Source organism: Halorientalis regularis, from assembly GCF_023698535.1.
Lineage (GTDB): Archaea > Halobacteriota > Halobacteria > Halobacteriales > Haloarculaceae > Halorientalis > Halorientalis regularis.
On the sequence record NZ_JALJCL010000012.1, the window covers coordinates 36,836 to 54,480 of the forward strand.

Annotated in this window: 22 protein-coding genes; 16 read left to right on the forward strand and 6 right to left on the reverse strand. The window is 58.3% G+C overall.

Features of this window, described 5'->3' with window-relative positions; genetic code table 11:
* Positions 1-404: 404 nt before the first annotated feature.
* Both MU521_RS15440 and MU521_RS15445 read right to left on the reverse strand, forming a co-directional pair.
* Entirely contained in the window at positions 405-758 is a 354-nt protein-coding gene (locus tag MU521_RS15440; protein ID WP_092695383.1) for a high-potential iron-sulfur protein, read from the reverse strand.
* Between the two features lie 79 nt (positions 759-837).
* Positions 838-1,197 carry a DUF7471 family protein gene (locus MU521_RS15445; RefSeq protein ID WP_432613035.1) on the reverse strand — a complete coding sequence of 120 codons (360 nt, stop codon included), beginning with the start codon at positions 1,195-1,197 and terminating at the stop codon, positions 838-840.
* A 278-nt stretch (positions 1,198-1,475) separates the two neighbouring features.
* Here MU521_RS15445 and MU521_RS15450 point away from each other — a divergent pair, with 278 nt between their 5' ends.
* The 10 genes from MU521_RS15450 to MU521_RS15495 all read left to right on the forward strand — a co-directional run bounded on the left by MU521_RS15450 (position 1,476) and on the right by MU521_RS15495 (position 11,446).
* Positions 1,476-2,360, forward strand: a complete 885-nt coding sequence (locus MU521_RS15450) for an IS1595 family transposase (protein WP_092694741.1) — start codon at positions 1,476-1,478, stop codon at positions 2,358-2,360.
* Positions 2,361-2,397: 37 nt separating this feature from the next.
* Positions 2,398-2,937 (forward strand): winged helix-turn-helix transcriptional regulator, encoded by a 540-nt coding sequence (locus MU521_RS15455; RefSeq protein ID WP_092694752.1) that lies wholly within the window; start codon positions 2,398-2,400, stop codon positions 2,935-2,937.
* Positions 2,938-3,016: 79 nt separating this feature from the next.
* On the forward strand, positions 3,017-4,309 hold the full coding sequence (locus MU521_RS15460; RefSeq protein WP_394327230.1) for a DUF7405 family protein: 1,293 nt from the start codon (positions 3,017-3,019) through the stop codon (positions 4,307-4,309).
* 82 nt (positions 4,310-4,391) lie between these two features.
* Positions 4,392-5,474, forward strand: coding sequence for a DUF7350 domain-containing protein (locus tag MU521_RS15465; protein WP_092694736.1), 1,083 nt, complete (start codon positions 4,392-4,394; stop codon positions 5,472-5,474).
* Positions 5,475-5,492: 18 nt separating this feature from the next.
* Positions 5,493-6,023 carry a COX15/CtaA family protein gene (locus MU521_RS15470; protein WP_092694734.1) on the forward strand — a complete coding sequence of 177 codons (531 nt, stop codon included), beginning with the start codon at positions 5,493-5,495 and terminating at the stop codon, positions 6,021-6,023.
* A 110-nt stretch (positions 6,024-6,133) separates the two neighbouring features.
* A complete protein-coding gene (locus tag MU521_RS15475; RefSeq protein WP_092694732.1) occupies positions 6,134-7,810 on the forward strand; it encodes a transposase in 1,677 nt (558 codons plus the stop codon).
* Positions 7,811-8,147: 337 nt separating this feature from the next.
* Entirely contained in the window at positions 8,148-8,567 is a 420-nt protein-coding gene (gene nikR, locus MU521_RS15480) for a nickel-responsive transcriptional regulator NikR (protein WP_092694730.1), read from the forward strand.
* A 217-nt stretch (positions 8,568-8,784) separates the two neighbouring features.
* Positions 8,785-9,819, forward strand: coding sequence for an ABC transporter substrate-binding protein (locus tag MU521_RS15485; protein WP_092694728.1), 1,035 nt, complete (start codon positions 8,785-8,787; stop codon positions 9,817-9,819).
* Positions 9,816-10,664: an ABC transporter permease gene (locus MU521_RS15490; protein WP_092694726.1), complete on the forward strand. Its 849-nt coding sequence runs from the start codon at positions 9,816-9,818 to the stop codon at positions 10,662-10,664. Before MU521_RS15485 ends, MU521_RS15490 begins: the two co-directional genes overlap by 4 nt.
* On the forward strand, positions 10,655-11,446 hold the full coding sequence (locus MU521_RS15495) for an ABC transporter ATP-binding protein (protein WP_092694724.1): 792 nt from the start codon (positions 10,655-10,657) through the stop codon (positions 11,444-11,446). The genes MU521_RS15490 and MU521_RS15495 overlap by 10 nt, the downstream gene beginning before the upstream one ends.
* Positions 11,447-11,527: 81 nt before the next feature.
* Here MU521_RS15495 and tsaA read toward each other — a convergent pair whose 3' ends face one another.
* The 3 genes from tsaA to MU521_RS15510 all read right to left on the reverse strand — a co-directional run bounded on the left by tsaA (position 11,528) and on the right by MU521_RS15510 (position 12,773).
* A complete protein-coding gene (gene tsaA / locus MU521_RS15500; protein ID WP_092694722.1) occupies positions 11,528-12,019 on the reverse strand; it encodes a tRNA (N6-threonylcarbamoyladenosine(37)-N6)-methyltransferase TrmO in 492 nt (163 codons plus the stop codon).
* 104 nt (positions 12,020-12,123) lie between these two features.
* The gene (locus MU521_RS15505) at positions 12,124-12,504 is read right to left on the reverse strand and encodes a cupin domain-containing protein (protein WP_092694720.1); all 381 of its coding nucleotides are present in this window, start codon (positions 12,502-12,504) and stop codon (positions 12,124-12,126) included.
* A gap of 116 nt (positions 12,505-12,620) precedes the next feature.
* Entirely contained in the window at positions 12,621-12,773 is a 153-nt protein-coding gene (locus MU521_RS15510) for a C2H2-type zinc finger protein (RefSeq protein WP_170845425.1), read from the reverse strand.
* Positions 12,774-12,987: 214 nt separating this feature from the next.
* Here MU521_RS15510 and MU521_RS15515 point away from each other — a divergent pair, with 214 nt between their 5' ends.
* Positions 12,988-13,413, forward strand: a complete 426-nt coding sequence (locus tag MU521_RS15515) for a CopG family ribbon-helix-helix protein (protein WP_092661410.1) — start codon at positions 12,988-12,990, stop codon at positions 13,411-13,413.
* A 6-nt stretch (positions 13,414-13,419) separates the two neighbouring features.
* Here the strand turns inward: MU521_RS15515 and MU521_RS21500 are convergent, their stop codons facing one another.
* Positions 13,420-13,554, reverse strand: a complete 135-nt coding sequence (locus tag MU521_RS21500; RefSeq protein ID WP_280141397.1) for a hypothetical protein — start codon at positions 13,552-13,554, stop codon at positions 13,420-13,422.
* Between the two features lie 120 nt (positions 13,555-13,674).
* Between MU521_RS21500 and MU521_RS15520 the strand changes: the two genes are divergently transcribed.
* The 5 genes from MU521_RS15520 to MU521_RS15540 all read left to right on the forward strand — a co-directional run bounded on the left by MU521_RS15520 (position 13,675) and on the right by MU521_RS15540 (position 17,644).
* Positions 13,675-14,064, forward strand: a complete 390-nt coding sequence (locus MU521_RS15520; protein WP_092661408.1) for a CopG family ribbon-helix-helix protein — start codon at positions 13,675-13,677, stop codon at positions 14,062-14,064.
* 81 nt (positions 14,065-14,145) lie between these two features.
* Entirely contained in the window at positions 14,146-15,366 is a 1,221-nt protein-coding gene (locus MU521_RS15525; RefSeq protein ID WP_092694717.1) for a GTP-binding protein, read from the forward strand.
* A gap of 2 nt (positions 15,367-15,368) precedes the next feature.
* On the forward strand, positions 15,369-16,685 hold the full coding sequence (locus MU521_RS15530; RefSeq protein WP_092694715.1) for a CobW family GTP-binding protein: 1,317 nt from the start codon (positions 15,369-15,371) through the stop codon (positions 16,683-16,685).
* Positions 16,682-17,254 (forward strand): MogA/MoaB family molybdenum cofactor biosynthesis protein, encoded by a 573-nt coding sequence (locus MU521_RS15535; RefSeq protein ID WP_092661402.1) that lies wholly within the window; start codon positions 16,682-16,684, stop codon positions 17,252-17,254. Before MU521_RS15530 ends, MU521_RS15535 begins: the two co-directional genes overlap by 4 nt.
* The gene (locus tag MU521_RS15540; protein WP_092661400.1) at positions 17,255-17,644 is read left to right on the forward strand and encodes an iron-sulfur cluster assembly scaffold protein; all 390 of its coding nucleotides are present in this window, start codon (positions 17,255-17,257) and stop codon (positions 17,642-17,644) included. It abuts the gene before it with no gap.
* Position 17,645: the final 1 nt, after the last annotated feature.

Below are 17,645 nucleotides of genomic sequence, written 5' to 3' on the forward strand. Positions count from 1 at the left end.
TAGAAGTCTTCACACGGTACAGTCAGCCTCATTACCTTTTTAGAGAGTTACAGTCGTAGAAGAGCGTGCACTAGGTGCACGGCGCTTAGAATTGTTCAAAGATAGGCATTTTATTTCCGTATAGTGACTGTTCTTTCTCGGTTGGCGTGATTTAGCTTAGCGACCGTACTACCCATGTAGCCGCAGACAGCAGGCTCGGAGCTGGTGACGCTGAATCCGTCGAAAGCCATGAGAACAGTTCTATGACACCCTCTTGGTGCCGGTCAACGACCGAAGTCGAAGGCAACGATTCGCCCTCGTCGATACATGACGAAGGCTTCCATATCGCCGTCGCCAGTCGAAACATAACAAAAAAGACACGAAGGACCGGATGAATTTGGGAGTGTGACCGGGTGAGATAGGCGTTATTCGGTGTGTCTCGCGTAGATAGTACACCAAGCGTTCGGCTCGATGTAACCTTCGACGAGGCTACAGGCACCGAGGCCGTCGTCATTCTTATCGCGGATATAGTGGACACAGTTCTCGCAGATGGCAGCCCCCTGTGCATCGTGGTAGTTGACACCTGCTTTCGACTGGAGGTTTCCCACGGAGCGCTCAGTCCCACCCTGGGCAGTCGCTGTTTGGTACTCATCAGGAACCGGTCCCTGAAGATCCTCGTACTGAGGATCGTCACTGGCGCAGCCTGCCAGTCCAACAAGCGACATTCCACTAAGCACGTGTAAGAGTCTGCGTCGTGTAGGGGTCAAGGATTCGTCCATACTCTAAATTCACATCCCGATTAGAGTAGGCGTACTGGTCCAATACTCGAAGTTATTGTAGACCGGCACATTCTCCTCGTCAGTCAGAACCGAGCTCTCTGCCCTCACTCGAACGGGCATAGTACACTGCAGCAAGTACGAGTGCCATCATGACGACATCGAGTGAGTGTTCGAACGAGTGGTGCATCTCGGGGTTCATACGTCCCATCAGGTACGTAAGTCCTAGACTAGTCTTTCCGAGGAATGTCGAGAACGCGACTGCTATGAGAAGATACGATATCGTCCGACGCCTCACAAACGCGACGAACGAGAGCAACGCGATGAGTATCGAGAACACTGTACCTGCACTGAGCGCAATAAAAAGCAGACTATCGGACAGTGAAAGCCCGGAATGGAGTGGTAATAGAACGTCCGCGGTGAGTGACGATATCGACAGCATGTGATTGAGCCCCAGCACTCCGACGTGGCCAGTCGGGTATAGTTACCCACAGTAGCCAGGTCGACTCAGAAGTTGTGGTTCAATCAGCGAACTTGAACGGCGAACCGTGAGATATAGAAGCCATGGCTCAAAGGTATCTGTATAGTCGAATCGGTGAGTTCGCTCTGCAGTCGGAGACTATCAAACAACGCTCTTCTGTAGCGGATTGTTGGTGAGTTGGAGCAGTAGCTGGAAGTCACAGCGGGCAAGGGTGGCGCGACCGCGCCACCCGACGAACAATGTTCCCATTGAAGACGTTCGTCTCGGAGCGTCGGGCCGCGAATCTGCTGGGACAGATTCGCTGGCGTGACGGCGTCTATTGCCCGCGCTGCCGTGCCGAATCAGCGATTCGGTACGGCAGCTATCGAGAGTTTCAACGGTATCTGTGTAAGGATTGCGGCCGCACGTTCAACGACAAGACTGGCACGGTCTTCGAATACTCGTCGGTACCGCTCAGGAAGTGGTATCTCGCCATCTACACGTATATCCGGCTGAACACGAGCATTCGGCAACTGGACGCTGAACTCGCCGTTTCCTACAAGACCGTCTACCGGCGCGTCCAGCGCTTCCTGCGGGCGCTGGACGCGCCTCGGCCACAACTCGAAGGGCCGGTCGAAATCGACGAGCTGTACGTCAACGCAGGGAAGAAGGGCCGCGAGCGCGATCGGCCGTCGCGCTCGCGTGGCCTGTCCACGCGCGGTCGTGGAACGTATCACGAGGATAAGCCACCAGTGTTCATTCTCGCTGACCGCGGCAGTGGAGAAACCTACGTCCACCCGGCGAAAGCCGCCGACGAATCGACGATTCGACTCCTGCTTGGCGACCGCCAGCAGGAGTCGCTGACCGTCTATACCGATGGCTTTCGGGCGTACGAACCACTCGACGGGGACGACGCCTTTGACCGGCAGTACGTCGTCCACGGCGAGGGTGAATACGCTGATGGAGACGTGCACGTCAACACCTGCGAGAGCCACGCGTCGCTGGCGCGACGGTGGCTCTCCCCCCATCGGGGCGTCTCCAAAGACAAACTCACACCCTACCTCAGAGCGTCACAGCTTCGAAAACGAGTCCGCAGAAAACCCGGCGACGAAGCACTCAAAACCATCCTCGAAACTGCGCTATGATTCCGCCAACAATCCTCTACCCATGAGCGATCAAACAATGACCGGAACACGAAACCGAATTGCACAGCAGGTTCGTCGGAACCCCGGCATCCATTTCAATGAACTTACCCGGACGCTTGATCTCGCACCAGGGCAAGTCCAGTACCATCTGAGGAAACTCCAACGCTCCGATGACGTCCTCGAGGAGTCGCTCTACGGCCGGACGCATTATTACACGCCGGACTACGGAACCTGGGAACGGGGAGCGTTGGCCGTGCTCCGTCGAGAAACCGCACGGGACGTCCTTGTCTACCTCATGGCCAACGGCCCGAGTGCACCCAACGCAGTGGCCGACGGGGTAAATATCGCGCGCAGTACCCTCGAGTGGCATCTCAACCACCTCGTCGAACAGGACCTCGTCGAGAAGCAGCGCGATGCTCGTAACCACGTGACACTCGTTATTACACACCCAGAGGAGACTGCCCGGATGCTTCGGCTGGTGGAGCCGTCGATCGCGGATCGTCTGGTTGACCGCTTCACGCGGCTGGTTGACGGGCTGCTTGCCACCGAACAGGCGAAGAATGGAGACAACGAGTGAGACAAAAGGAACGCTCCTTCGAGAACCGAACCAGAACTCTGCTTTCCGTCGAGTTCAGAGGTTCGAGGTAGTGATGAATCTGCTCGACGACGATCTTCCTCGGCGACAGGTGCTCAAAACAGCCGTTGCGCTTGGGGGCGCGAGTGGCTTGAGTGCCTGCTTGGACCTCGGTGGCTCCGAGCCGGTCCCGACCGGTGATCCGAACGCCAAACCCTCACGCCAACACGCCTGGCGCGAATACATACGCCACGACGAACACGGGAACTCCCAACTCCCGAAACACCAGGTGCTCCTCTACATCAACTTCGACGGGGATGGTCAACCGTCGACTGACACCCGGTCGACACTTGAACGAGCACTCACGGTTCTGGACCGGGCCTACGAGTGGAGCCACGAGGGCTTGCTCCATTCGATCGCGTACTCGCCATCGTACTTCGAGCGGTTCGACGAGCCCCTCCCCGAGAACGTAGAGCTTCCCGAGCCACGGGCGCTCTCACCATTCGAGTCCCCAACCTTCGATACGCAGGACGCGGTCGTCCACCTCGCGAGCGATCGCGCCGACGTGGTGCTCGAAGCCGAACAGGCCCTTCGGGGCGAGCAAGACCAGGCGAACGACGTCTCCGTTGACGCCCGACTCACCGATGTCGCGACGATCGCTTCACGACGGACCGGGTTCGTCGGCGCTGGCCTCCCGGCGAACCACCAGGACGCGGCTGGCATTCCCGACTCGAAGCCGGTTCCGGAGGCCTCGCCGCTGTTCATGGGCTTCGAGGTTGGCTTCGGGGGGAACCAGGCGACCGAGGAGTACGTCACCATCCAAGATGGGCCGTTCGCGGGGGCGACGACGAAGGTGATCGCCAATCTTCGCCAGCGGCTCGAAGACTGGTACGACGAACAGTCCTCCGAGGACCGCGTGATGGAGATGTTCAGTCCCGGTCACGCAGAGAACGACCTCGTTGAAGGGGTCGGGTCGAATCTGGGCTCTGATAGCGGGATCGACCAGTTCGTCGACGACATCGAAGCGGACGCGAGAGACCACGGCCGCGTCGGTCACGCACAGAAAGCCGCCCGTGCGAACCGAGACGCGGACGGGAAGGTGAAACTCCTCCGCCGCCACTTCGAATCGACGGACGATATCGGGTCGGACCAGAAAGTAGCAAGTCTCCACTTTCCGTCCCTGCAGCGTCGAATCGCGGATTTTGAGGATGTCCGTCGGGCGATGAACGGCACCGATTTGACCGAAGTCACGCCAGCGATCCGTCAGCGTGTCAACAACGGCATCCTCGAGTATATTTTCGTCCGCCGTCGCGGGAACTTCCTCGTCCCACCCCGCCGATACCGGGCGGTTCCGACGCCACGACCTAAATCCTAGCCGGGTTGCAATATATGTCCGCTGGCGACGATTCGAGGACCGGACCAGAATCGGTTTTTTCCGGGGGTTCTGAGTGTCGGGCATGAATCGACGTGCGTTGTTGCAGGCTGGCGCTGCTCTCACCGGGTCGGCAGCCCTCGCCGGCTGTATGGGACTGTTGGAAACCGAAACACGGCCGATTGGCATCCCGCCGATCCCGGAAGATCGACCGGACGCTATCTACATTCCAAGTCACGTCGAGGGGATGAAGATGTCCGGGATGGCCACCCAGGGCGATTACGCGTTTGGACTCATGTACAGCTATGCCCACCGGTTCTGGAATGTCAACGGCGATTCCGTCTCGCTGACCGAAATCGCCGACGAGGACGACGTCCACCTGATGGCGAGCGTCTGGGACCCCGAGACGATGACGGTGCTTCCGGACACTGGACTCTCGGCGGAGATCTACCAAGGCGACTCGCTCGTCACCCAGGAGGCTATCTATCCGATGCTCTCTCAGCCGATGGGCTTTCATTACGGGTCGAACTTCGGGCTGAATGGCGATGGAGAGTACACCGTCAAACTGAGCGTCGGTGCGATGTCCACCCGCCGGTCGGGAGCATTCCAGGGACGGTTCTCGGAGCCAACGACCGTCGAGATTCCATTCGAGTACAGCCAGCAGGCGAAAGAGGAGATAATGTTCAAGCGAATGGAGGACAAGACCGCGACGCCCGGGGCGGTTGACCCGATGGAAATGGAGATGATGCCCGACTCGCTGGCGCCGTCCGAAAGCGACCTTCCGGGCACAGTCATCGGCCCCGGGATGAGTAACGATGCGAAATTCGTCGTGACCGTACTCGAGACGCCGCCAGCCGGTATCGACGGGGACGGACAGTACGTCGCCGTGTCCGCACGGTCCCGGTACAATCGGATGATTCTCCCCGCGATGGGACTGGAAGGCACGCTCTCGAGGGGGAGCGAGACAGTCTACGAGGGTGAATTCACACGGACGCTCGATCCGAACCTGAACTACCACTACGGCGCAGTCGTTGACGGTGTCGAATCGGGTGACGAACTCTCGTTGCGGGTGACCGTCCAGCCGCAGACCGCACGGCACGAAGGATACGAGACGGCCTTCGGCGGGCTCATGGGTGGAATGGATGACGTGACTATCACTGTCGAGTGACAAGAAGGAGAAGATACAATGGAAGAAACACACACTCGTTCGTACCGCCCACAAGCCATTGTTCGACGTATCAGATATCACCAGCTCGCCTCGGTCACGCTGGCAGGGACGTATGTACTCATGATTCTCGGTGCGTACACGAGTGCGATCGGGGCTGGCCTGTCCTGTCCCGACTGGCCGATGTGTTACGGAACGGTCGTCCCCTTCTTACACCCGGAGATCATCACCAACTCGCCGTATTCGGCACTCCAGATCTTTGCCGAGTGGGCCCACCGTGGGCTCGCAATGATCGTCGGACTGCTAATCATCTCGACGGCACTCGTTGCCTGGTATACCCGGGAGAGAGCCATCGTGAGAGGATCTGCTGTATTCGCCGCTCTCCTGTTACCGGTTCAAGTCGTGCTGGGTGGGCTGACCGTCACGGAGTCGCTGGAACCGGTTATCGTGACATCACACTTGGCGACGGCGACGTTGATTCTGGTGGCATTGACTGCGTCGACTGTCGTGAGTTGGCCGGCTCTCGATGCCAAGATATCAGTCAGGCGATGAGCTGTATCGAGCGGTTCGTATAATCAGCATCAAAACTCTCCCGCTCGATCTACTGGACTGTTCATTGCTTCGATTTCCGGCTTCAAGCCCTTAACATAACGTTATCTACTATGTCATCGACAGAGCAATCGCGACGGGATGTCTTTCGGACTATCGCACAGTTACAGCATGTCGAGTGGCCTGCATACGGGTCGACACCACTATACGACCGGAGTTCAGTTTCTGCTCTCCAATCGGACATTCGAACCGTCGCCAGAGTCTGGTTCGATCACGACGCCCACGAGTCGATTGCGGAGTTCATATGTCAGTATCCGCTGAAATACGTCGACTTTGGGCAGCACGACGAGTATTTTGGCTCTACGCGATATCAGATGCCACAGTTGGTGCGGTTGTTCTTGCTCAAAGAGATTCACGGCTGGGACCACGAAACGGCAGTCTTGACGTTCCTCCAACAGCGACCGGCACTCCGACGAGACCTCGGTTTTGAGCGTATGCCGAATCAATCGACGGTATGGCGCAGTTGGCACGAGCGGTTCTCTGTCGACCTACGCGAGGCCGTCCAAACGGCAGCTCGAACGATCCTCATCAAGGCCCAGAATGCCGGTATCGCGATTCCACGAGAGCCAGAGCGGAAGCTCAGCTATCGGAACGATATTGAAGACGACTCAGTACCAGATGATCAGACCGTTCTGGAGCGAGCAAAGACAATCACCGACCACGTCAGTCACATTGTCTTCCCGGCATTCTCGCTGGATCGTGGAGACGGCTGTGAGATTCACGAGAACGCCTACTGGGACTTACAGACGTATCTCGGACTTCGTGAGCGCCTCGCGGCCAACGAGGGCGCTCGTAGCTTCACCTGCGAGTCGACTCGTGAGCGGACACCGTTAGGGCACGCCCATCGCGAGCAGATTCGCGATCTCTCGGTATCAGAGATTCGCGAGATGTACCGACAGGCCGTCAACAGGCTCCTGAGCGAAGTCGCGGAGACGGAGCAGTTCTTTCGAGCGGGCATCGTCGCTATCGATATCACCGAAGCTGACCCCTTCACCGGTGATAGAACGGGGCACGAAGACGAAATCATCGGGACGAAAGAGAAGACCGACGAATACGCCTATCAGTGGGCGACGGTCCAACTGGTCGGCAACGCTGTCCCACTCGTCCTTGATGCTCGCCCGGTACGGAAAGGCGAGTCGCGACTGGAAATCGTCGAGGACTTGCTTGATTCGGCTGAAGAGCTCGTTCACGTCGATAACGTCCTGATGGACCGGGAGTTCGATAGTCAACACGTTCTGGAGATGGTCAGCCGACGTGGGCTCTCCTACGTCGTGCCGAAGCGGATGCAGACGAGCGAGAAAGCCCAGGCAAAACGATTGCTCCGGCGCGATCAAGACTGGTACGAGACCGACCGCAAACTCCATCTTGGGAAGAACGAGTGGCACGAGACGACGCTGATCTACCGCCTGAAAAAAGACTCTGAGCACGACGATTATCGGCAGTACTCGGTGTTCATGACGAATGGGGCCAGTGGCCACCTCACCGAGTACGGCTACAGGTGGGAAATCGAGAGTGGCTACAGATCGATAAAGCGATTCATGGCCGCCACTACGTCGAAGGATTTCGGGCTTCGATTCTTCTACTTTGCGTTTGCGTGTCTGCTGTACTCGATCTGGCGAGCGGTCGAGTTGCTCGTCCAAGTCGAGTTGACTGGTGAGTACGAACACTCACCCATTGTGACGGCCGACAATACGCTGACGCTGCTGAAGAAGGAGACTGGAATCGGGTAGATAGGCACTCTGTCTGGGTTAGCGCGCCGTCTGAGTGGCTATACTATTGGAAGTCTCGAATATTCACCCATACGATCGGAAGTGTGACAAGAATGGCCGCTTGGAGAGTGATCTGAGGTATTTTCTACGATCGCATCGGTCAAATTCACGCATTACAGCCCCGCTAAACCCTCCGTAGTCTCAACTTCCCACAACTTCGGAGGATGATTTTGATGTGTGCCTTCTGTCCTTCTGACAACGACAGATATCAACCATGAACTGCCTCACTAACAAACTGCCGACGAGTTACGCCACGAAAGTATGAATCTATATTAACTCCCTACTCCAGTGTTAATACATGGGAGTCGTAAGCATCTCGATGCCGGACGAACTGGAAGAACGGATCGACGAGTTCGGTGACGACCACGGGTACACCGGCCGCAGTGAAATCGTCCGCGAAGCCGTTCGAAACCTCCTCAGCGAGTTCGAGGATAAGCGACTCGAAGACCGGGAGCTAATGGCGATCGTCACTGTCCTGTTCGACTACGAAACGACGAGCGTCGAGGAAAAAATGATGCATCTTCGTCACGATCACGAAGACCTCGTCGTGTCGAACTTCCACAGCCACGTGGGTAACCACTACTGCATGGAGTTATTCGTCCTCGAAGGCCAACTGGAAGAGATCTCAACCTTCGTGGGGAAGATCCGTGCGACCAAGGATACCATCTCGGTCGACTACAGCGTTCACCCCGTCGACGACATCAGCCTCATCTCCTGAAGTCTTTCGTCGGTCGCTACTCCTCTCCGCCGTCCTAGTGCCGACGGCCACTGCTCAGTGACTTTTCAACCGCTCGGCCCAGCACTGACCCTATAACCACACTGTGATCTACCACTGTCCTATCCCCAGTTCGGCTATCCGCTACCGCCACCAGTGTATTAAAAATAAAGTTATTATTAACAACTGTTATTAGAACAGAGCTGAGTGTTGGTACTACATGGGAGAGAGGACACGGCGCGATGTTATTCGAGGCGGAACGACACTCGCAACGGTCGGACTCACAGCCATGGCGGGCTGTCTTGGCGGCGGTACCAGTGGTGAGCTCGACCGACTCACCGTCGCCTACGTTCCGATCTATCCGAATATGCATCACTACGTGATGGACAAAGAGGGGTTCTACGACGACATTCCAGTACCTGTCGAGACCGAGCGCTTCTCAAGTGGTCCAAGCGTCGTGAAAGCGTTCGCCAGTGACGAAATAGACGTTGCTCTGTTCGGAATCACGCCCTCGATGGTTCTTGTTGATAAAGGAAAACCAGCGAGTGTGCTGGCGGCGAACTCCCGTGAAGGGTTCAAGATGATGGGGACCGCCGCGTTCGCCGATCTGTATGCTGAGCACGGTCGAGACGCATTCGAGCGGTTCGAGTCCCAGAACGGCCGGAAGGTTCGGTTCGGTGCCCCACCAGACGGGAGCGTCCCGGACGTCGTCCTACGATACTGGATCGAACAGGACCTCGGACTCGGGGAACTGGAGTCGGTCGTATCCAAGTCGAAGGTGCCACCGGCCAACGCGCCACAGACGATGCAGGCAGGCGATATCGATGCGACGATCATTCAAGAGCCGTTTGCAACTGTCATCGGCAACGACGCGGACTTTCGGGAGGTCGCGTGGTCCGGTGCGGTTCTCGATGGCCACCCGGTGACTGTGCTGTTCGCCCAGAAGCGCGTCGTCGACGATACGGACGTGGCCGAGGGACTCGTCTCGGCACACGTCGACGCGACGAACTTCATCCGCGACAACCCGGAAGCGGCTGCCAGAGACGCCAGCGCAGTCATCGGGTCCGGTGTGAGTGACGACCTCGCGGTGCGAGCGATGGACTCTACCGCATCGAACTTCCTCTCGGACCCGCACGCGATAACCAGTCAGACTGAGACCATGGCACAGTACGTCGCCGATGTCGGGAACACGGACGCTGTCGTCGACAACGAGCAGCTGTTCCATTTCGGAGCGTACGACGCAATCGCACGATGAGTCTCGGAACAGCGACCGACGGCGATGACGAGACGAGCGTGCTCGGCCTGTTCGAAGATAGCAGCCCGCTTCGACTCGGCCGCGGTGCGATCGGTCTCACCGCCTTCCTAGTCGTCTGGTGGGCCGGTGCCCAGGTGACGACGCCGTCGTATCTCCTGCCCGGGCCGATCGCCTCAGCAACTGCCTTCGTCGACCTGTTCACCGAGTCGACACCCGTCGCGTTGCCACTCGTCGGGAACGTGGCGATTCCAGTCGGCCTGTTCAAACTCGGGCAGAGTCTCCTGCATTACATTCCGGGAGTCTTACTCGGAGCGACGGGCGGGATCGCCCTCGGTGTGACGATGGGCTGGTCGGGGCGACTCGACGACTATCTCACGCCGCTCGTTCGCATCCTCCGACCAATCCCCCCGCTGGCGTGGGTCGTCTTCGCCATCCTCTGGTTCGGGATCCATCACACGGGCGCTGCGTTCATCGTCTTCGTCGGCGCGTTCTGGATCAACTTCTACGGCGCCTACAGCGGCGTGGAAGGCGTCTCGACGGACTACACGGAGGTCGCGTCCAGCCTCGGCGTCGAGACTGACTGGCAGATGATTCGCCTCGTGATGCTGCCGGCCGCCGCCCCGAGCGTGCTTACTGCCTTCCGGACGAGCATCGGTCGGTGCTGGATGATCGTCGTCGGGGCGGAGCTGTTCGGGGCACCGGGCGTCGGCTACGAGATCATCAACGCCTCGAACAACCTCGCAGTGGACACCAGCGTCGCATACATTTTCGTCATCAGCCTCGTTTACGTCGGAATGGACGTGTGCTTCCGCACCTTCGAACGGAGGGTTCTGGCATGGCGCTGACTGACTCACCCGCGGAGTCGGGTGTTGTGACAGACAGTGATTCGAAAATCGCCGTCGACAGTCTCTCAAAGCGATACGAGGTTCGCGGGGAAGCCGTCACCGCGCTCGACGACGTGAGCTTCGAAGTTGCAGACGGGGAGTTTCTCTGTATCGTCGGCCCGTCTGGCTGTGGCAAGACGACGCTCTTTCGGGCCATCGCGGGCCTGGAAGCGCCGAGCGAGGGCGGTGTCTACGTCGACGACGAGCGGGTGACCGAGCCCGGTATCGACCGTGGGATGGTGTTCCAGAACTACGCGCTGTTCCCGTGGCGCACCGTACGGGGGAACATCCGGTTCGGGCTCGACCGCCCGACCTGTGAGTGTCCGGATTGCGAGCAACGCGTCCAGGAGTTGGTCGACCTTGTCGGGTTGTCTGGCTTCGAGGATGCCTACCCGAAAGAACTCTCAGGTGGGATGAAACAGCGTGTCGGCATCGCTCGCGCGCTCGCGGTCGATCCCGACGTGCTCCTGATGGACGAACCATTCGGGAGCCTCGATCCGAACACCCGTGATACGCTCCACGGGGAACTACTGGACATCTGGCGTGCGACGAACAAAACCATCCTGTTCGTGACCCACGAAGTCGAGGAAGCTGTCACGCTCGCGGATCGCATCCTCGTGATGGCTGCCGATCCCGGGCGAGTCGACGATGTCGTCGACGTCTCGCTGGATCGGCCCCGTCAGCGAACGGACATCGAGTTCGTCGAATACGTCTCGGACATCCGGGAGCGTCTCGGTCAGTGAGGCCGACGTGATGCGGTAAGAATCAACTGACGACCTCCCAATCGACACTGTTTGTCTCCGGTCGTACCGGAACTAGGCTTATTAACGGAACCTTCCATCGGCTCGTTTTGATCGAACAGTTGATATCGATGCGTCGAGCCAACCCGTATCCGCACTGTCCGGAACATCAAACTCGGGAACGAATGGCTTGATATCCAGCAACGGGGTTCCATCAACGACGTCGATTCCGTCCACGACTACTTTTTGGCCCGCGATGGTATCGATCTCGACAATTGAAATCCCGATTCGGTTCGGCCGTTGTGGGGCCCGTGTAGCGAACACGCCTCTTTTTTTCTCATCGAGGAACGGTACGACGTGTAGTGAGGATCGATTGGGTGATTCATGGAAATGGTAGAGCAGGATACAATGAGTGAACCCGTTCAGGTCCTTCAACCCGTCTTCGTATGCCTCCTCAACTTCGACGATTCCCTCTGTGGCATCGTTTCCGACCGGCTGGATTGGCATCCCTTCGGGTGATTCGAAGGGCGTCCGGATTACACCAATCGCCTCGTAGTCGAAACGGTCACTCGTCATAACTCATGATTGGTCTCCGGATGACAAACCTGTATCGTGGCGGAACTGGGTCTCTCTAGAATCCTCGGTTTGCAGTCGCCACGGTAATACTGGATCCATAGATTTCACCCCTGAAATCCGCTCATTCGCCACGAAGGGCTACCATTAGCACCGTCGTCGCTGTCGCTCGGCGCACTCACCAAGACGAACGCGCTCTCTTCGTTGCCGTTCCGGATCTGTCGCGTCGCCGCTGGGGGAATCCAGACCGCGTCACCGCTCTCCACGGGAACGTCCTCGTCGTCGACACGAACTGTCGCCGACCCAGTGATCAACACGTACACCTCCTCGTGTTCGTCTTCGGTGTGATCGTGTGGCTGTGATCTCCATCCCGGCTCACAGCGAGCGATGGTGATACCAATCTGGCGGCACTCCAGTGGCTCTCGCAGGAAGTGCATCGCGTCCGAGACTTTGTCGACGTCCTCGTAGTTGGTCTTCGTGTAGCTCATCTACTCTCCGTTTCGTGAACTTGCTATTAATAACTTCATCAATATTAGTAAGGAGTAGTATCTGATGTTGGGTGTGTATTATCTCCTCGAAAAGATCGTCGCTACCCGCGGGCGACTCAGTGCGACTCGTGGATGTGTTCGCGGAGCTGATCAGTCTCGTCGAACTCCTCGTTACATTCCGCACAGGTGTCGTGGTGAAGTGCCACGTGCTGGGTGACACCAGCTGCACTCTGGAACTCTGCGTCGCAGGTGGAACACGCGTATGCCATTGCGTTATTATCTTAGTGACAATGCCATAAAAAGAGTTGTTATAATTCGCCCGCTCTTCTTATTCTGAATTACTAAATCATCCGTGCAGAGTAACAACCACGTGCGGCAACAAGGTAAGTTCCCACAGTAGAGATCGTATTCCGGCGGAGGCGTACTATCAATACTGAATTGTGTAATAACAGATTTTATTATATTGGCGTCCTCTTTTATGATATGGGAATTGTCAGCGTCTCCATGCCGGAGGATCTTCTCGAAGAAATCGACGACATTGTCGAGACCCACGACTACTCTGGGCGGAGCGAACTCTTTCGAGAAGCTGGACGAAAACTGGTCCAGGAGTTCCGGGAACCCTCACTCGAAGACCGAGACCTTGTGGCGATCGTAAGCGCGCTGTTTCCGTACGACAGCCCGGCTGTGGAGACGAAAATGACCGAGCTTCGGCACACACACGCAAGTGCCGTCCGGTCGAATTCACACAGTTGCATCTGCGACGATCAGGGATGTGTCGAGACGTTCATCATCGAGGGAGAACTGGCGACTGTCTCGGAGTTCGTCCGCGATGTCGAAGCGACCAACGAAGATGTGCAGGTCGAATACTCACTGTTTCCCGTCGATTCGATTCAACGACCAACGTTGTGAGGCGTGCTACGCTGCAATTCCCAGCGTCTCGAGTTCGTCATCCGAGTACGCATCTCGGAGTTCCTGTTCCGAGTGGTCCTCGACCAGTTCCCGTCGCTCTTCATCGGTCAGTTCCGTCACCGCACCAAAGCAGTGGCACATTGCACCTCATCCTACGATTTCTGGGTGCATAAGGGCTGTTAGCACGGTTATCGAGATTATGTAACACTCTTCGAGAACTATGAACAAATATTATACTGGGCTTCATAATTAGCAACAGCGATGCGTACCAGCTTCAATATCCCGGAGGAACTGCTCGACGACTTCGATGCGACGTGGCAGCGTGAAGGGTACGACTCACGCTCGCGAGCGGTCCGAGAGGCGATGACGGAGTATATCGAGTCACACACCGCCCTCGAATCGGTCGACGGCACAGTCGTCGCCGTCCTCGCGTTCGATTATGAACACGAGCGAATCATTGAGGACATCCATGGCGTGCAACACGAGTACGACGATATCATCGCGTCGACCAGTCACGTACACGAGGGAGACTGGTGTCTCGAAACGGTGTTTTGCCAGGGGGATGCTGCCCAGATACGGAGCCTCCTGTACGATCTCCGTGATTTCGATGCGGTCGGTCGCGTCAACATCTCGCTTGTAAGACGCACCTGACCCAGCACTCAGAATTATTAATACTCTATCTTAGTTTCGTAATAACTAATATTCAAGTGTGTAGATTTCATATCTATGGCTATGAGTACCGATAACTCCGATCCGATTCCAGTGACGGTTTTGAGCGGGAGCCTCGGGGCGGGCAAGACGACGACGCTCAACCACGTCCTGAACAGCGACCACGAACTCGACGCGGCAGTCCTCGTCAACGATATGGGTGAGGTGAACGTCGACGCCGATCTCGTCGAACAGGAATCCGACCTCTCTCAGGAAGACGAAGAGGTCATCGAGATGTCGAACGGGTGTATCTGCTGTCGACTACGCGGTGACATGCTCGACGAGGTCGGTCGGCTCGCTGAAACCCGTGAGTTCGATTACCTGCTCGTCGAATCGTCGGGAATCAGCGAACCGATTCCGGTCGCACAGACGTTCGCACAGGGCTTCGAGGACGCCTCGTTCGACCCGACGGGCGTGTATGGACTCGATACGATGGTGAGCGTCGTCGACGCCCACAGCTTCTGGCAGGGCTTCGAGTCGGGTCAAGTACTGACCGACGACGATCTGGAACCGGACGACAACCGCGTTCCGGAGGAGGTCCTCATGGATCAGATCGAGTTCTGTGATGTGTTGCTATTGAACAAGTGCGATCTGGTGCCTGACGACGAACTGGACGAGATCGAGGCCGTCATCGAGACGCTCCAACCGCAGGCAGAGATCATCCGAACCGAGCACGGGGAAGTCGCACCCGAACAGATCCTCGGGACTGGACGCTTCGACTTCGAGCAGGTGAGCCAATCCGCGGGGTGGAAACAGGAACTCCAGCACGGCCATCATCACGACGCCGCTGCCGAGGAACACGGTGTGAGTTCGTTCGTCTACGAGCGCCGGCGGCCGTTCCACCCCGAGCGAATCGCCCGGACGCTTGCAGAGCTCCCGGATAGCGTGATTCGTGCCAAAGGCTTTTTTTGGTCGGCCGGTCGCGAAGACGTGTCGATGGGACTGGACAAGGCCGGCCAGTCCGTGCGCGCCGGGCCGAAAGGGCAGTGGATCGCGACGCTCCCCGAGCCCCAACAGCAGCGGTACTTCGCTGCGCGTCCCCAGATCAAAGAGGAGTGGGACGACCAGTGGGGTGATCGGGGCATCGAACTCGTCTTCATCGGCCGTGACGTCGACGAGGAGCAACTGGTTGAGCGTCTCGACGAGTGTCTGCTGTCCGACGCCGAGATGGACGAGGACTGGAGCAACTACGTCGACCCGTTCGCACCTGACCTCCAGGAGGAACTGGCCCTCGCAGACCAGTAGCCATGTCGGCCTCCGATATTCCAGTCTCGATCCTCTCCGGCGGGCTCGGTGCCGGGAAGACGACGACGCTGAACCATCTGCTCGAAAACGCGCCCGAAGAACGGGAAATCGCGGTGCTCGTCAACGACATGGGCGAGGTGAACGTGGATGCTGCCCTCGTCGAGCGGCAGGTCACGCTCGACGACGACGAGACCACCGTAACAGAGCTCTCGAACGGGTGCATTTGCTGTGGGCTCGCCAATGAGTTCGGCCAGACGATCGTCGAGTTGGCCAAGACAGTCGAGTTCGACGCGCTCGTTGTCGAACCCTCTGGAATGAGCGACCCCGCAGAAGTCGCACAGACAGTGCGGAGCAATCGCCAGGCAGCGTTTCACTACAACCTCGACACCATCGTCACCGTCGTCGATGCCGCGCTGTTCCACGACGTGTTCATCGCCGGTGCGGAAGTCAACGAGGTGACCGAGGACGCGAAACCTCTCTCGGATCTCCTGGCCGAACAGGTCGAATTCTGTGATCTGGTCCTGCTCAACAAGACGGATCTCGTCACGGACGAGGAGTTAGCTGAGGTCGAGTCCCTGATCCGAGCCTTGCAGCCACAGGCAGACATCGAGACAGCCGAACGCGGACGGGTCGACCCGTGTGTCCTCCTCGACGTGGGACGATTCGACCTCGACCGGGTGAGTGGCGGCGCTGGCTGGAAACAGGCACACAAGTATCACCAGGAAGCGACGGACGACGAGGACGGGGAGGGTCACGATTCAGACGATCACGACCACGAGGACAGTCACGACAACGAAGGACACAGCCACGAGGGACACGACCACGATGATCACCTCCACCCGCCCGAAGAGTTCGGGCTGACCTCGTGTAACTACGGTCGGCCGCGACCGTTCCACCCCGAGCGGCTTGTCGACTGGCTCGCAGACGTTCCTGCCGACGTGGTCCGCGCGAAGGGACTCATGTGGGTCGCCGGCAGAGAGCGACACGCGCTCAATTGTAACCTCGCCGGCACACAGGTTCAAGTGGACGTCAACGGCCAGTGGGCCGCGACCATGCCTGAATTTCAACGGAAGGCGTACCGAGAAGCCAGACCCGACCTCGACTGGGACGAAGAGTGGGGTGACCGCGAGATCGACCTCGTGTTCATCGGCCACGACCTCGACGAAACCGCGATCCAGAACTCGCTCGACGATTGTCTGCTGACCGATGTCGAGATGGACGAGGACTGGGAGCGCTACGAGAACCCGTTCCCTGGCCGTGCCGAGGAAGAACTCGTCTTCGATGCCGATGTCGACAAATGGGGTGTGGCGACCGTATGAGTCTTCAGAACAGGACGCTGCCGGCGCAAGACGACCGGCGAGGTACCGACGCAGATGACCACGACATCGTTGACCCGCTCGGCGTGGGCGTCGTGACAGTCTCTTCCTCGCGAGACCCGACGGTCAGCAAGAGACCGACGGATCCAAGCGGTGACTGTCTCGCGGACGTGTTTCAGCGAGCAGACCACATCGTGACGGCCCGCACGCTGATTCCCGACGAGTATGCGGCGGTGCAGGCGACACTCGGCGAGTTCGTCGGTCGCGACGAGGTGGATGTCGTCGTGACGACCGGTGGCACCGGCGTGACCATCGACGACGTGACACCCACTGCCGCGGCCGACCTGTTCGACAGAGAGCTGGGCGGCTTCGCGGAAGCGTTTCATCGACTGTCGTGGGACGAGGTCGGAACCCGTGCCATCGCCACGCGGGCGACCGCTGGCATCGTCCAGAACGTGCCCGTGTTCGTTCTCCCGGGAAGCGTCAACGCGGTTCGGCTGGCGTCACGCGACATCATCGTCCCGGAAGCACCGCACCTCGCCGGACTCGCAACCCGACACGAGGTAGCGTAGATGCAGGGTTCGAAAATGTATCAGGAGGTAATCCTGGATCACTACCGCAATCCTCGAAGGTGGGGGCGCCTCTCGCCAGCTACCGTCTCTCACACTGGCGAGAACGCTTCCTGTGGCGACGAACTCACGTTCGACCTCAGACTCACGGAGGACGGTGAAACGATCGAAGAGGTCACGTTTACTGGAGAGGGCTGTGCGATCAGCATCGCGAGCGCGAGCCTGCTTGCCGAAGAGCTCCCGGGAATGACGCTCTCGGAGGTTCGTGACCTCGACCGTGAGGACGCCCTCGATCTCTTGGGAATCGAGCTGACGCCGATGCGCGTCCCGTGTGCTGTACTCGCGGAGAAAGTGGTTCAGGACGGCGTCGAGAGCTACGATGAGGGCACGTAAC